The 15,880-nt window shown below is 42.8% G+C and carries 10 protein-coding genes; 4 read left to right on the top strand and 6 right to left on the bottom strand.

Annotated elements, in window-relative coordinates; genetic code table 11:
* Nucleotides 1-47: 47 nt before the first annotated feature.
* From BA79_RS00340 to BA79_RS00325, 4 genes are all read left to right on the top strand, one after another.
* Nucleotides 48-1,889, top strand: a complete 1,842-nt coding sequence (locus BA79_RS00340; protein ID WP_007499079.1) for a bifunctional homocysteine S-methyltransferase/methylenetetrahydrofolate reductase — start codon at nt 48-50, stop codon at nt 1,887-1,889.
* Nucleotides 1,873-5,301, top strand: coding sequence for a methionine synthase (gene metH, locus BA79_RS00335; RefSeq protein WP_035700245.1), 3,429 nt, complete (start codon nt 1,873-1,875; stop codon nt 5,299-5,301). Before BA79_RS00340 ends, metH begins: the two co-directional genes overlap by 17 nt.
* Before the next feature lie 117 nt (nt 5,302-5,418).
* Nucleotides 5,419-6,354 carry a hypothetical protein gene (locus BA79_RS00330; protein ID WP_017360193.1) on the top strand — a complete coding sequence of 312 codons (936 nt, stop codon included), beginning with the start codon at nt 5,419-5,421 and terminating at the stop codon, nt 6,352-6,354.
* Nucleotides 6,355-6,492: 138 nt separating this feature from the next.
* A complete protein-coding gene (locus BA79_RS00325; protein ID WP_035700242.1) occupies nt 6,493-7,350 on the top strand; it encodes a GNAT family N-acetyltransferase in 858 nt (285 codons plus the stop codon).
* Nucleotides 7,351-7,395: 45 nt separating this feature from the next.
* On the opposite strand, the gene BA79_RS00320 is transcribed toward BA79_RS00325, so the two are convergent.
* The 6 genes from BA79_RS00320 to BA79_RS00295 are packed head-to-tail and all read right to left on the bottom strand — an operon-like array spanning nt 7,396 to nt 15,706.
* Nucleotides 7,396-9,210, bottom strand: a complete 1,815-nt coding sequence (locus BA79_RS00320; protein WP_035700240.1) for an IucA/IucC family protein — start codon at nt 9,208-9,210, stop codon at nt 7,396-7,398.
* Between the two features lie 13 nt (nt 9,211-9,223).
* Entirely contained in the window at nt 9,224-10,573 is a 1,350-nt protein-coding gene (locus BA79_RS00315) for a lysine N(6)-hydroxylase/L-ornithine N(5)-oxygenase family protein (RefSeq protein ID WP_035700238.1), read from the bottom strand.
* Nucleotides 10,548-11,102 carry a GNAT family N-acetyltransferase gene (locus BA79_RS00310; RefSeq protein ID WP_007499091.1) on the bottom strand — a complete coding sequence of 185 codons (555 nt, stop codon included), beginning with the start codon at nt 11,100-11,102 and terminating at the stop codon, nt 10,548-10,550. The genes BA79_RS00315 and BA79_RS00310 overlap by 26 nt, the downstream gene beginning before the upstream one ends.
* Entirely contained in the window at nt 11,099-12,880 is a 1,782-nt protein-coding gene (locus tag BA79_RS00305; RefSeq protein WP_035700236.1) for an IucA/IucC family protein, read from the bottom strand. Before BA79_RS00305 ends, BA79_RS00310 begins: the two co-directional genes overlap by 4 nt.
* On the bottom strand, nt 12,877-14,373 hold the full coding sequence (locus BA79_RS00300) for a pyridoxal phosphate-dependent decarboxylase family protein (protein ID WP_035700233.1): 1,497 nt from the start codon (nt 14,371-14,373) through the stop codon (nt 12,877-12,879). Before BA79_RS00300 ends, BA79_RS00305 begins: the two co-directional genes overlap by 4 nt.
* Nucleotides 14,360-15,706, bottom strand: a complete 1,347-nt coding sequence (locus tag BA79_RS00295) for an aspartate aminotransferase family protein (protein ID WP_008348573.1) — start codon at nt 15,704-15,706, stop codon at nt 14,360-14,362. Before BA79_RS00295 ends, BA79_RS00300 begins: the two co-directional genes overlap by 14 nt.
* Nucleotides 15,707-15,880: the final 174 nt, after the last annotated feature.

Below are 15,880 nucleotides of genomic sequence, written 5' to 3'. Positions count from 1 at the left end.
TCTTATCAGAAGGCTTTTTTTGTTACATAGAAATAAGGAGGAAACCAATGGGCCTATTACAAGACTTACAAAATCGCGTACTGATTGCTGATGGAGCAATGGGAACACTTTTATACTCTTATGGCATTGACCGCTGCTTTGAAGAATTAAATTTATCAAAAGAAGATGAAGTCAAAAGAGTGCACGAGGCATATGTGCAAGCTGGAGCGGACATTATTCAAACGAACACATACGGTGCGAATTATATTAAACTATCCCGCTACGGCTTAGAGGAAGAAACAAAACGCATTAACACAAAAGCTGTACAAATTGCCAAAGCAGCCGCTGGCTCAGCTTATGTCCTCGGAACGATCGGCGGCATTCGAACATTTAACAAAAATGCCTACTCTTTAGACGAGATTAAACGGAGCTTTAGAGAACAGCTCTATATCCTTTTAAATGAAGAGCCTGATGGATTACTGCTTGAAACGTATTACGATATTGAAGAAGCAAAGGCCGTGCTTGAGATAGCGCGCAAAGAAACAGCGCTTCCGATTGTCATGAACGTCTCCATGCATGAGCAAGGTGTATTGCAGGACGGTACACCGCTAAAAGACGGTTTATCTGAATTATCCTCACTTGGCGCTGATGTCGTCGGCATTAACTGCCGGCTGGGCCCTTATCATATGATTCAGGCACTTGAAGGTGTTCCACTTTTGGAAAATTCTCATTTATCTGTCTATCCAAACAGCAGTCTCCCCTCCCTTGAAGAAGGCAGACTCGTCTATGATACAGATAATGATTATTTCCGAAAAAGTGCACTTGAGTTTAGAAATCAGGGCGCACGAATCATTGGAGGCTGCTGCGGAACAACCCCTCAGCATATAAGCGCCATGGCAGAGGCGGTCAAAGATTTAGCACCTATCACCGAAAAAGAAGTGAAAGTATTAAAAGAAGAAATCATTTCGATCCAAGATCAACGGACAGAACCAGGTCTTGACGAGCTGGCTGTGAAAAAACGTTCGATTATCGTCGAGCTGGACCCGCCGAAGAAGCTGAACTTTGAAAAATTCCTTGTCGCAGCGAACGAATTAAAAAGTGCTGGCATTGATGCCCTCACGCTGGCCGATAACTCTCTAGCTACCCCGCGTATTAGCAATGTGGCATGCGGCGCTTTATTAAAACAGCAGCTTGATATGCGTTCACTTGTCCATATCACATGTCGTGATCGCAATTTGATTGGACTCCAATCCCACTTAATGGGGCTGGACACGCTTGGACTAACCGATATTTTAGCCATCACAGGCGATCCGTCTAAAATTGGAGACTTCCCAGGTGCGACATCTGTGTATGATTTAACCTCCTTTGATTTGATCCGTCTGATCAAACAATTTAACGAGGGACTATCTTTCTCTGGGAAGCCGCTCGGGAAAAAGACCAATTTTTCAGTGGCTGGCGCGTTTAATCCAAATGTCCGTCATATTGATAAAGCGGTCAAACGCCTCGAGAAGAAAATCGAATACGGTGCCGATTATTTTATTTCACAACCTGTATACTCTGAGGAACAGCTTGTGAAGATTCATGAAGAAAGCCGACATTTGGATAAACCGATTTACATCGGTATTATGCCGCTGACAAGCAGCCGAAATGCTGAGTTTATTCATCATGAAATTCCCGGCATTAAATTGTCTGACTCGATTCGTGAGATTATGGCCAAGGCAGGCGAAGATAAAGAAAAGCAGCGGACAGAAGGATTAGCGATTGCCCGTTCTTTATTAGATACAGCCTGTGAATTGTTTAATGGCATCTATTTAATTACCCCTTTCCTTCGATCAGATTTAACAGCAGAACTGACAACTTACATCCATCAGAAAGAAAAGGAGCCAAACATCCATGCCAACTATCACTGAACAGCTCAAAAAACGCATCCTCGTCCTTGACGGTGCAATGGGCACAATGATTCAAAACGCCGATCTCACAGCAGAGGATTTCGGCGGAGAAGAGTATGAGGGCTGTAACGAATATTTGAACGTCACAGCCCCTCATATTATCTCCACGATCCACCGGCAATATCTTGAAGCAAGTGCAGATTTAATCGAAACAAATACATTCGGCGCGACGAAGCTCGTTCTCGATGAATATGGACTTGGCCACCTCGCCTATGAATTGAACGTAAAAGCAGCTCAGCTGGCAAAGCGTGAAACAGACCGTTTGTCCACACCAGAGTGGCCCCGCTTTGTTGTAGGCGCAATGGGGCCCACTACAAAAACATTATCCGTAACAGGCGGCACAACGTTTGAAGAGCTCGTTGCAAATTATGAAGAACAAGCCCGCGCCCTGATTGATGGGAAATGTGATGCTCTTCTTTTAGAAACGAGTCAAGACATGTTGAATGTCAAAGCTGGATTTAAAGGCATTCAAGAAGCCTTTCAAGCGACCGGTATTGAGCTGCCACTGATGGTGTCAGGTACGATTGAGCCGATGGGCACTACCCTTGCAGGCCAAGATATTGAAGCCTTTTATATCTCACTTGAGCATATGAAACCAATCAGCGTCGGACTAAACTGTGCAACTGGTCCAGAATTTATGACAGACCATATCCGTACACTCTCCTCCATCTCAAAGTCGGCTGTCAGTTGCTATCCAAACGCTGGTCTCCCTGATGAAGAAGGACAATATCACGAATCCCCTGCTTCGCTTGCTAAAAAAATTGCCGCTTTTGCAAAAGAAGGCTGGTTAAATATCGTCGGTGGCTGCTGCGGTACAACGCCTGCACATATTCAGGCATTGTCAGATGAAGTACGTTCGCTTCAGCCCCGCAGCATGTCGCATGAGTCATCACCGCATACCGTATCAGGAATCGAGCCCCTCATTTATGAAGAAGCGATGCGCCCCCTCTTTGTTGGTGAGCGCACAAATGTCATTGGTTCACGCAAATTCAAACGGCTCATCGCAGAACAAAAGTTTGAAGAGGCAGCAGAAATTGCTCGTGCTCAAGTGAAAAATGGCGCTCACGTCATTGATGTGTGTCTAGCAGACCCTGATCGTGATGAGATAGCAGACATGGAAGGCTTTTTAAAAGAAGCCATGAAAAAAGTGAAAGCTCCTTTTGTCATTGATTCAACCGATAAACATGTCATCGAAAAAGCACTCATGTATTCTCAAGGAAAAGCCATTATTAATTCTATTAATTTAGAGGATGGAGAAGAGCGCTTTGAAGAGATTCTTCCGCTTGTCAAGCTATATGGCGGTGCACTTGTTGTTGGAACAATCGATGAAACAGGGATGGCCGTCACAGCAGATCGAAAACTTGAGATTGCCGTAAGATCCCATGACCTGCTCACGAAAAAATATGGAATCCCTGCGAGTGATATCATTTTTGACCCGCTTGTCTTTCCAGTAGGTACTGGAGACGAACAGTATATTGGTGCTGCTGAAGAGACGATTAAAGGCATTGAGCGAATCAAAGCAGCACTGCCTGAATGTCTCACCATTTTAGGCATTAGTAACGTGTCTTTCGGACTCCCGCCAGTTGGCAGAGAAATATTGAATGCCGTTTATTTGTATCACTGCGTCAAAGCGGGGCTTGATTATGCCATCGTGAATACTGAAAAGCTTGAACGCTTCGCTTCAATTCCAAAGGAAGAAATCAAGCTGGCTGAAACTTTACTTTATGAAACAAATGATCAAACCCTTGCTGAGTTCACCCAATTTTATCGCGGGAAAAAGAAAACAGAGAAGAAACCAAAGATCTCCTTATCACTTGATGAAAGGCTGGCACTCTATGTCGTCGAAGGGACGAAAGAAGGCCTGATTGATGACCTTGCCCTTGCTTTGGAGAAATTTGAATCACCTCTTCATATCATCAATGGACCATTAATGCAGGGAATGTCGGAGGTTGGGCGCCTTTTTAATCAAAACGAATTGATTGTAGCTGAAGTGCTTCAATCCGCTGAGGTCATGAAAGCATCTGTTTCATACCTTGAGCAATTTATGGAGAAAAAGGACGCAAGCGGCAAAGGGAAGATTCTCCTCGCCACCGTCAAAGGAGATGTCCATGATATAGGGAAAAACCTGGTCGACATCATTTTGAGCAATAATGGCTTTCACGTCGTCGATCTCGGAATCAAAGTAACCCCACAAACATTGATTGAAGCGGTGCAAAAAGAAAAGCCAGATATGATTGGATTATCAGGTTTACTTGTCAAATCAGCACAGCAAATGGTCTTGACCGCTCAAGATTTACAAAAAGCAAACATCTCTGTTCCCATTTTGGTGGGCGGCGCGGCGCTTTCACGGAAGTTTACGAAGATGAAAATTTCGCCTCAATATGATGGCCCCGTCCTTTACGCCAAAGATGCAATGGACGGCCTGTCTTTAGCGAATGAATTAAGAACGAACCCTCTTCAATTTCAAACAAAACCCTTAGAGGATCAAGAAACACTCCATAAGGAAAAAGAAACAAAGCAGCCAAAAGCCGTGATTGAATTACTAGAAAAACGCGCGACACTTCCGGAGGCAGCGATATTCACGCCTGAAAATACGAAACGCCATTATGTACGGGATATTGATTTGCACCACATTATGCCCTATGTCAATGAGCAAATGCTGATCGGCCATCATCTCGGTTTAAAAGGAAAGGTCAAAAAGCTCTTGGCTGAACAGCATCCAAAAGCATTGGAGTTAAAACAACTGATCACAGATCTTCTTCAAGAAGGCAGAGAGAAAAACTGGTTTGCACCTGCATTTGTCTATCAATTCTTCCCTGCCAATTCAAATCGGAATGACCTGCATATCTATGATCCAGAAGCGCCTGACCGCGTCATTGAGACATTCCAATTTCCAAGACAGGAAAAACTTCCGTACCGGTCTATTTCTGATTATGTGCGGAAAAGCGGAGAGAACGAGAAAGATTATATCGCCTTATTTGCAGTGACGGCTGGTGCCCGCATACGAGAAGTTGCGCAGCAATTTAAACAAGAGGGTGACTATTTAAAAATGCATGCGGTCCAAGCTTTAGCACTTGAGCTTGCAGAAGGCTTGGCTGAACGAACGCATCAAGTAATTCGTGATAAATGGGGATTCCCAGACCCAGTCGATTTCACGATGGAAAAACGCTTCCAAGCCAAATATCAAGGTCAGCGCTATTCCTTTGGCTATCCAGCGTGCCCTAATCTAGAAGACCAAGAAAAACTATTCCACCTGCTGCAGCCAGAAAAAATCGGGATTCATCTCACAGAAGGGTTTATGATGGAGCCTGAAGCATCCGTTTCAGCCATTGTCGTTTCTCATCCTGAAGCTCGATATTTTAACGTTCACTAAAAAAACCTCCTGAATTGGAGGTTCTTTTTATAAATAAAAATGGAATAAATATGAAAAATTAAGTTTATTTACCGATATTATAAATGAAAGTCATTTACTTAAAAGGAGATGTTTGTCATGTTCAAAAAGAAGATCGGGGTTTTATTGCTTACAGGCCTCTTTATCGCTAGCCCTCTTTTCCAATCACCTGCTCAAGCAAGTGAAACGTCTACGAAACAAACAACATATTATACAGAAGAATTGGAGCATCTGTATCCAGACAGTGATTATGCAAACAATGATACGATGGACAAAGCTCAATTTTTACAGCACTCTCTTCATCTAAACAAGACCTATTTATATCACGAAGGCAGTATCTCTTCTATGAATGACATTGATTTTTATCGGTTTACCAGCTCTAAATTTGATGGAGCAGATGGCCGCTTTTCTATCAAACTCGTCAATGTGAAAGCTGGAAATGATTTCGATCTTTATCTTTACAATCAGAGCGGGTCACTCGTGTCTTCCTCTGTGCGAACAAACAACCAAAATGAAATCATCCATATGCCGAAAATTGCCGCCAGTACTGACTACTATTTAGCCGTCAAACCAAAGCAATTATTAAATGAAGAGGACAACATGTATCGTATTGTCTTTGATAAAAGTATTGAAAAGGGCACAACGAAACGATATGGATCACCTGCCACATTGAATAGTTTCAATGAAGCCGGATCTCCCAATTCTTCTTTTGATTTAAGCAGCTTGCCGCAGGATGCCGTTGTCACTGGACTGTCATTAGAAGCTGAAAAAGGTAGTACAAATGCATATAATTATGTATTCACCGTCTCTTCCTTAAAAGGCGGAACAGTGAACGTACCTTGGAACGGTCAAAAAGTTGACATCTCTTCTTATAAAACAAGTCAAGTGCCGGCAAAAGACCGCTTTTTTGTTTCTTTTAATGCAACCGAGGTTCCTCAATTGATCGGTGGACGGTTAATCAAAGTAGGCGTTGTCTCAATTAAGAACTTACAGCTCACCTTTGAATATGAATACAACCGTGACCTCAATTATTAAACTATACAAAAGGAAAAGGGAGCACCAAAACGGAGTTTGTCTACACGGTGAAGGAAAAGGTATCCCCTTTTCCTTTTTCTTATGCGTTCTTATGGTACGATACATATAGAGAAATCAGCTAAGAAGGAGTTGCGTGTATTGCCAAACGTTATTCAACGATCTTTAACCCTTGATGACATACCAGACCTTGTCGCATTGTCAAAAGAGGTCGACTGGCCTGATTACAATGCGGAAGAGCTCACATCTCTTTTAACAAATGGACATTTTACCGGTTTTACAACAACTGACGGACAAGTCATTTCATGCGCAGGACTTTTTCAATATGACAGAGTGGCATCAATTGGAGCGGTCATTGTATCTGAGACACATCGAGGCCTCGGTCTTGCCCGTCAAATGATTGACACACTGCTTCGTCATAGTGATCCAAGTGTCCCTGTCGTTTTAACGGCTACTGTACAAGGACAGCCAGTTTATGAAAAAATCGGCTTTCAGACAGCCGGTTATATTCATACATACAAAGCACAAAAAACAAATCCTAGTGCGCTTCACGTGTCACATCAGATTCATCTTTTTCCCGCTGATGAAACGCACCTCCCGTCTATTGAAAGGCTGGATGAAAAAGGCGCAGGGACCAATCGATCAAACTTCTTAATAAAGCGAATGGAGCGAGCAGCATTTAAACTGATCGCAAAGGATGAACACCACGAAATCACCGGCTTCGCGTTTGGTGTGGAAACACCAGCTAATCTGATGATTGGCCCGCTTGCAGCAAACGATGAACAAACGGCGCTATCACTCATTCAATCACTTCTCACGTCTTATTCTGGCGCCTTTCGTTTAGATATGCAGGAAGAAACAGCTGAACGCCTGCATGCATCACTTGTAGAAGCAGGATTTACGAAAACAAACGTCGCACATTTTATGATGATTCGCGGGAACGAAAAGCAGAACGATCCTGCGCTTCTCTATTTCCTGGCCTCACAAGCATTTTCTTAAAAAATCAAAAAGCTGTAGACAGATGTTGTCTACAGCTTTTCTTATTTACTTTTCGCCTACGGATGAGAGAACTTGAGCGAGTGCATTTGTGACCTTGCCATGCTCTGATGCATGCGGCCGGTCATCTCCATCTCCATAGCCATAATCAATCATGCGATTACGGTTTAAGCAAAGCTTTGTCAGCTGAGGCTGGAATAGATCAAATAAAGCAAAACGATCTTTTAGCTGTGGAAATTGCTTTTGATACTGCTGAATTTCTTCTGCAAGCAAGCGCCAAAGCGTCGTTTCATCTAACAGATTGTGATTGTCTAACACGTTTGACACGTAACGAAGATTGCAAATAAACAGGCCCGTAAAAATAAATTGTACAAGACCCTCAGGCGGCTCACTACGCAGCACTTCCTTTAGATCTTCTTCTAATGAAGCCAATTCAGGCAGCGGTTGATCACTAATGTTCACATCATCAACAAAATCTTTGATGGCCAAACGATGCGGCTTGTGATCTTTTAATACAAGAATTGTATTTTGTCCGTGCGGTGAAAACACCGTGCCATATTGATACATAAAGTGCAGAAGCGGCGGCATGACAACATGGAAGAATGACGCCATCCATTCTTTTGCTGACAGACCCGATTTTTCAATGAGCTGCTTTAGATAAGGCTCGCCTTCATGATCCTCATAAGTCAGTGCCGCCAGCGTAACAGGGCTCTCCCCTTCATCTAAATACGTATAAATGCTTTCTCTAAAAATGACCCCAAGCATTTCAAGGTATTGATATGGCGCACCAGGTAGCTTGCTGTAATAAGGATGATCAACATTGATACTCGCATTCTCACCTGGTAAAATCACGCGGCATACATCGGATAAAAAGGCGTCTTGATCGGCAATTCCTTTAATATGCGCTGTAATACGTGGCGCAATAACTGTACGTTCTGATGGGAGCCCCCGGTACACTAGCGTATTTAAAATACTCATTGGCAGTTTAATATGATGCTTGCCTTTATTTGAGATGTTCGTAAAGGTTCTGATCGATTGCTGTGGAATATATTGATCCAGCCCTTCTCCTAAATACACGATACGGCGCATGGCCAAATCTTCGGGGAAATGCTGGATGATCATATGCGTCCACTGCCATTTATGAACAGGCATCATATAATAATCAGCCGCATTTAGCCCTTCATCCTTTAACACACGTTGGAATTGACGAATCGTGACTTCATCTAATTCTTTGGCAATGATGTGCTCATAGTTCTCATGATCGACCGCATGGAATGTCGCAAGTTCTCGGTGAACAGCAATCCAAGACAGCTGCACACATTCCTGCCTTTCAGGTGCATAGGCTAAGTAATCATCGTAGCTGAATCCAATACGCCCTTTGTTATAGACGATCCAAGGATGACCCGTCATCTCGCCTTCAATCCATGCGTAATCTGTATCCGTTAACTCATCTGCACGAAGTGCTTTTTTCGACAGCAAATGAACATCCGCTAACAAGGTATGGTGAAGCTCTTTGATCAGATGGCCAGTTGTTTCAGAAGACATTGGGATGATTGGCTGAATGTCTAGTAAAAACACAATGGCACTAACATCCTTTGTCCATGTTCCGTCTTGACAGCACTCGATCGATTCAGCAATCGTATCAAAACTATCAAACAAACGAGGTTTTGCGAGATAACGATATTTCTTCTGTTCGTGAATGATTAATTCATATTGGGCGATGCCATCCTGATGATTTAGTTGAACGGGATGAAGCATATCCTCATACATATATTCGGACAGCATTTTTGCCACCATTCGCTGGTTTGCTTTTTTCCAAGCAGCAGGATTGACCGCTTTTTTCAATTCATCTTGTACACTCATCGGTTCATCCTCCTTACCCTTTGATTTCTTCAAATGTATTTGCGTGTTTATGTGTACCGAATGTCTGGAAAACATGCTTTTGATAAAGTGGATACACAGGTCGACGAGCCAGTTCATTGATAATGACACTGTTTCGGTACGCCCCTAGCCCTAAATCTGGTGCGCCTACTCCATGTGTATGAAGCTCTGCATTTTGTACAAAAATATCATTTTCACCTAATGTATTTGTTTTCAATCGATATTCACGTTCAACCTGGAAGCGTCCTTGATGATCCCACTGAATATGATGGGAAATCGGATCAATAAATGGCGGTAATACAGATTGATAGCCCGTTGCCAAAACGACAATGTCTGTCTCATGCGTAAAGGATTCCTCTTTGACCCATTGATTGCATGAAAGCGATAAGCCGTCCCTCGTTTCCTCAATCAAATTGACCTCCGTCATCGCCTGCAGCACGGTGTTCAGCTGCTCTCCGCAAGCAGAACGTTCATAAAGCAAGTGATAAATATCTCGGATCATCGCTGAGCTGATGCCTTTATACAGCAAATCTTGCTGCTTTAATAGCGCATCTTTTTTAGGCTGCGGAAGCTCATAAAAGAAATCAATATAGTCTGGAGAGAAATACTCAAGACCCAAATTTGAATATTCCATTGGGAAAAACCCTTTAGAGCGTGTAAACCAATGAATATCCTTCGCCTCATCGTCTGATAAAATGTCATAGAATACTTCTGCCGCACTTTGACCAGAACCGATGACCGTCACGGATTTTCCTTTAAAACAGCCTTCTTTCTTTCGTTTCAAGTAATCAGCAGAATGAAACACCCGATCCCCTAAAGCTGGCTGAAGAGATGCTGGTACCGCAGGCTGTGTACCGATACCTAAAACAAGATGCTTACTTTCAAACACCTCTACCGTTTGATCTTTCACATGACGGACATGCACTTCATATCGTTTTTCTCCAGCTTTTTCAACGATAGAGACAGATTCGACATTCATGCCAAATTGGCAAGAATCTAATTGATCCGCGACCCAGCGGCAATAATGGCTATATTCCTTGCGCGGGATATGGAAGTCTTCTAGAAAGTAAAATGAATACAAACGGTTTTGTTCCTGCAAATAGTTGAGAAAGCTATATTTGCTTTTCACATCCGCCATACTGACAAGATCCGCTAAAAAGGGGACCTGAAGTGTTGTCCCTTCAATGAGCATACCTGGATGCCAGTGGAACGCTTCACTTCTTTCAAAAAACAAAGCGTCAATTTCATCTACTTCTTCAGATAATGCAGCAAGCCCTAGGTTAAATGGTCCAATGCCAATCCCAATGACATCCACTACATTATTTTGCTTGTTGAACCGCGTCATGGTTATACTTCCTTTCAAATCGATCTCGATGACAAAACATCAAAAGACCTGTTTTATCTGGTAAAGTAACTGGTTTCACACGTTCGAATCCACACTTTTCAAAGACATGAATCATTTTTTCGTTCCGAATATCTGGCTCAGCCACGATTTTTTCTGTTCGTTTGTTCTGCTCAAACTGAAATGCTGTCATGGCTTGAAGCAGCGGAGCCGCAAATCCTTTCCCTACATAATCTGGCTCTCCAATTAACAGGTGAATGCCTTGATCATGCGGAGAAGGCTCATAGTACGATTCAATGATATCCCCTTTCACATTGTATGCTTCAAAATAACTCATCGGCGTGCCATCAATGGTTCCTAAATAAAGGGTTTGATGCGGATCATGAATGGCCTGATAAAAGTGCTTTTCAAAAGCAGGAAATGGAATATTCAAATGCCAAAATGGGTGGACATACTCTTCTTGCATCCACTTGTGGACAAGCTGGACGTCCCGTTCATATTCAGCGCGAATGAACCCAATTCGATGCCTCATCCAATCAACGCCTCCTTATGTAAAAAGAGCGGATTCAACACAGACGTGTACCTGGATTGCGTTTCTAAAGAACCCGTCAGCTCATCCATATCTTCAAACCGCGTGAGTAAGTTCGCTTTTGAAGGCAGCTCCTGTGACCGGAGAAGACTGTTCGTCAGCTCAGATGCACCATATGTCTCTTCATGCGCAAGCAGTGTGTCTCTAATCAGGGCTAATAAATCTTCTTCTTGTGCAAGCCCCTCTGTACCAAAACCATTCACAAGACCAAACAAATGATTAAAGAAGAAATAGTAACGCAGTCTCTCAACCGCTACATCGTCTGCACAAATGGTTTCACTTCTGACGCTTAAGTTTTGAACAAGCTTCGCAAGCTGATCCTTTTTCGATTCGCTATAATAGTAGCCTTGGTTGTCACGATAATAGAATGTGTGCGGATATCCATTCTTTAGCTGTACGACAGCATTTTGCTGATGGGCTTCAAGGGCAAGACCATACGTTTCAAACAACCAAAGCATCGGCTCTAACGAAATCGATAAATATTGTGTGAACCAATCACGGCTGACATCTTCTGTTGATCTGCCTTCAGCGTCTGCTAATTCATGAATAATGCCTGAAAGGCGTGATTTTTCTCCGTATGCATGATCCTGACATAGCCCTGCAATTAAGCTTGCCCCTTTTTCATGATGCAAAAATGGATTTTGACGAATGACGACTTCAAAGCCAGATTCCGCCTCATCCCCTTGAATAGATAGATACGCAGGATCTTCAATCACACGGAATCCAGAGAATTTGTCATATAAAGAAACGCCTAATTCTGTTTTTAAGATACGAGACATCTCAACTCCGCGATCAAGTTCCTTTTGTTTGTTAACGCGTAAAGAGTTTGTGATCTTTACAGGGACAGAGAATTTAAGCATGTACGCAGAGTCTTTTTGATAGACCGTTCTAAAGGAAGATGTCGCTGTGTATTCAGATCCTAGCGGCCCTAAATACGTCAGCATCCCGTCCTCTATATAACGCTTGACGAACGCTTTCTCCATGACCACTTGGACTTGTAGCGGATGAATCGGAATCAGGACATATTGACCGCCTTCTGTTAACGTCGTCAGTCTCTCTTTTTCTTCTGGCATCTGGCGCATGAGCTCCTCAAACATGAGACTTGCCGCAGACTGTGAAATTGAAGAATCCTGAAGCACAATTGACGGATGTGCTTTAAAGTAATGAAGCTGGAAAGAGCCTTTCAGCTCAGGAGAATAAATAGCTTCCTCCTCTTCTGTCATTCCTTGTCTGCTTTTTGGTGTAGGATGCGTTAAATGCCCAAGAAGGAGTGACTGCTCCGCTTCGATATATTCAAAATCAGCTGAAGAAAGAGCTGCTCGATCACCTTCTCTCTCTCTGATGAATCGTTCAATATTCCGGCAGCTTAAAATGATGCGAAGCATGAACTCATCCTCTGCATCTGTGCGGCCATATTCAATGAGAAGTTCCTTTGAACATAAAGCAACAAGTGTGGTGTAATCGATGATCGTTCCCTGTTGCTCACTGCCTTGCGGGCGAAAGCGAACGGGAAAATCAAAGAGATGACGGCCTACAGGCGAAAAATATCGAATCGGAATGACAAGCTCAAGATCTTGTTTTGCTAATGCTGCTACAAATACAAGTGAGCCGTCTGCTTTTGTCTCTTTCTTTGCAGATCGATCAATTCCTGTTTCACGTAAAAAACAGTTTAAAAAGCTTTGCATCGTTGCATTTTCAGCCATTTGTTTATATTGACTCAACGTAGTACCCTCCCGGATTGAATATGAACGATCCCGATATCAACAATGTCAGAAAGGATTTCCTCAATATGTGTAATAGTCGTTCTCGGATTTAACAAAGTGAATTTTAAGCATGTTTGACCATCGGCTACTGTTTTTGCTACGACAGCCGTTCCTGTTTGGAAAAGTGTGCGATGAATGATTTTATTGATGTCCTCTGCTTGATGATCATCCATAAAACGGAACACGACTGCATTGATTTCTGGATCAGGATTGATCACCTCAAGATGCTCATTTTTCTCAATCAACGTAGCCACATCTTTCGCAAAATGGATGGTATGGTCAATGATACTTGCAAATCCTTCTTCTCCAATCATACGCAGAGAGAGAAGGAGTTTTAGCGCATCAAACCGGCGCGTCGTCTGAACAGATTTATTCACGAGATGCAAAATGCCTTCCAGTTCATCTTCCTTTGGATTGAGATAATCTGCGTGGTAATCAATCAAACCAAAATGTCTTTTATCCTTTAGTAAAAATGCCCCGCAGGAGATCGGCTGATAAAATTGCTTATGAAAGTCAATCGTGATCGAATCAGCCAGCTCGATGCCATCTAATTTTCCTCGGAAGGTTTTGCTTAATACAAGCGCTCCTCCATAGGCAGCATCTGCATGAATCCACAAACCGAAAGGCTTCACCATGTCATATATGTCACGTACAGGATCAATACTGCCAAAATCAGTTGTCCCGCAAGTCGCCACGACTGCAAATGGAAGCAAATCCTGCTCCTTAAGCTCCATAAGCTTCTTCTGCAAATCATGCAGGTCCATTCGGTGATGTTCGTCTGTCTCAACTAACACAACAGCCTGTTCACCTAAACCTAGCTGAGATGCTGATTTTTTTACAGTGAAGTGGGCATTCTTGGAGCAAAGAATCCGCATACGATTTGCCTCGCTCGGCAACCCTTTCTGCTGTACATTCCATTGCCAAGTGTTTTCGCAAAATGCATCTCTTGCTAAAAGCAGTCCCATGTAGTTAGATTGGGTTCCACCGCTCGTAAAGGTCCCATCTGCTCGTTCTCCATAAGAAAACTTTTCACATAACCACTTGAGGATTTCCTCCTCAACCAAAGATGCAATGCCGCTTTGATCAAAGGAATCCATTGATTGGTTAAAGGAACTTACGATCACCTCTGCTGCCAGAGCAGGGATAAGAGGTGGGCAATGCAAATGTGCCAGGCATTTAGGATGTGACACATCCACTAAATGCGGTAAAAGGTGATTTTTTATATCTTGAAAAACAGACTCAATGGATTCACCAGCCGGTTGAATCTGGAATAACGATTCGACATGAGCCGCTAATTTCCCAGGCAATATTCCGCTATACGGTCCTCTGCTTGTTTGCCACTCTGCCAGTAAGCTATCGATGGATGTGTAGAGTGCCGCTTGGAAGGACTCCCTCCCAAGCTGGCTTTGTTGAATAAATAATGAATCGACAGATGGTTTAGTTGACTGCATCGTAAACTGCCTCTTTAAAAATCGTGATGACTTTTTCAAGCTGTTCTTCTGTCATGATCAAAGGCGGTAAGAATCGAATCACACTTCCAAAACGGCCTCCTGTCTCCACAATTAAGCCTTTATCAAAACAATTCTTTTGAATGAGACTGGCTAGCTCTGGATTTGCTGGATAACTGCCGTCCACATCCTGTTTCTCATCTGGATTCACAACTTCAACACCAATCATTAATCCTCTTCCTCGCACATCACCGAGAGCAGGCACTTGTTTTTGAATGTCTTTTAGATTGGCCTGCATACGCTGACCAAGTGCTTCTACATGATCAAGCAGATTGGTTTCTTTTATAAATTTAAGCGTAGCAGTTCCAGCTGCCATCGCCATTTGATTTCCTCTAAACGTGCCAATATGCGCACCTGGATTCCATTGATCTAAGTCTTTGTCATAAATCACAACTGATAGTGGCAGGCTTCCCCCAATTGCTTTTGATAACACAATGACATCTGGCACAATACCAGCATGTTCAAAGGCAAACATCTTACCCGTTCGGCCGATGCCTGATTGAACCTCATCAATAATCAGTGGAATTCCTTTTTCTTTTGTGATTCGTCTCATTTCTTGTATCCATTCAATTGATGCCGGGATGGAGCCGCCCTCCCCTTGCACCGCTTCAAAGATCATGCCTGCTGGCGGGAGAATTCCACTCTCAGGATCATTTAATACACGCTCAATATAAGAACTGGAAATGCGATGTGAGTCTTTACCGCCGATTCCAAATGGGCAGCGGTATTCATATGGATAAGGCAGGAAGTGAACATCTGGCATTAATCCTTGTACTTTTTCTTTTGGCGATAAGTTGCCGCTTAATGACATCGTGCCATGTGTAGCACCATGATATGCTCCGTGGAATGATAGAATGGAACGATTTCCCGTCGCTGTCTTGACTAATTTAATTGCTGCTTCTATAGCATCACCACCAGTTGGTCCACAAAATTGAATTTTTGCTCTTTTTGCAAACTCTTCTGGCAAGTGAGAAAAAATCTCATTCACAAATTCTTCTTTAATCTCTGAAGTGATGTCCAGCGTATGCAACGGTCTTTTTTCATGAAGCATACGTTCAATAGCATCTATAACAACCGGGTGATTGTGACCAAGGGCAAGTGTTCCTGCACCTGCTAGGCAGTCATAAAATTCTCTACCATCTGCATCTGTCACGATCATACCTTCGGCTTTTTGCATGGCTAATGGGAACCGTCTCGGGTAAGACCTTGCATTAGATTCTCTTTGACTTTGTTGCTCTAAAAATTGCTGATTTTTAGAAACGGTTTTGATGGACATAATAAAACACTCCTCCAATTGATAAAGATTATCATTTTCATTTACTAGCCTAGAGGATGTAAGATACGAAAGTCAATTGTATTCAAAAAGATGATTCTAAAAGCATATGAATGCTATATTCTCTTTTTAACGAGTAATTTCGTGTATTTTTTACAAACATCTACAGCCATAAGG

It is taken from the genome of Bacillus altitudinis 41KF2b (assembly GCF_000691145.1).
GTDB lineage: Bacteria > Bacillota > Bacilli > Bacillales > Bacillaceae > Bacillus > Bacillus altitudinis.
Note: the sequence above shows the minus strand (reverse complement) of the source record. Positions and strands in the feature narration are given on the sequence as shown.

What these genes read in the sequence shown, in the direction of transcription:
- BA79_RS00310 (WP_007499091.1), bottom strand. Translation starts at nt 11,102, where the DNA reads ATGAGGCATCGAATTGGGTTCATTCGCGCTGAATATGAACGGGACGTC.
- BA79_RS00340 (WP_007499079.1), top strand. Translation starts at nt 48, where the DNA reads ATGGGCCTATTACAAGACTTACAAAATCGCGTACTGATTGCTGATGGA.
- BA79_RS00300 (WP_035700233.1), bottom strand. Translation starts at nt 14,373, where the DNA reads ATGCAGTCAACTAAACCATCTGTCGATTCATTATTTATTCAACAAAGC.
- metH (WP_035700245.1), top strand. Translation starts at nt 1,873, where the DNA reads ATGCCAACTATCACTGAACAGCTCAAAAAACGCATCCTCGTCCTTGAC.
- BA79_RS00330 (WP_017360193.1), top strand. Translation starts at nt 5,419, where the DNA reads ATGTTCAAAAAGAAGATCGGGGTTTTATTGCTTACAGGCCTCTTTATC.
- BA79_RS00320 (WP_035700240.1), bottom strand. Translation starts at nt 9,210, where the DNA reads ATGAGTGTACAAGATGAATTGAAAAAAGCGGTCAATCCTGCTGCTTGG.
- BA79_RS00295 (WP_008348573.1), bottom strand. Translation starts at nt 15,706, where the DNA reads ATGTCCATCAAAACCGTTTCTAAAAATCAGCAATTTTTAGAGCAACAA.
- BA79_RS00315 (WP_035700238.1), bottom strand. Translation starts at nt 10,573, where the DNA reads ATGACGCGGTTCAACAAGCAAAATAATGTAGTGGATGTCATTGGGATT.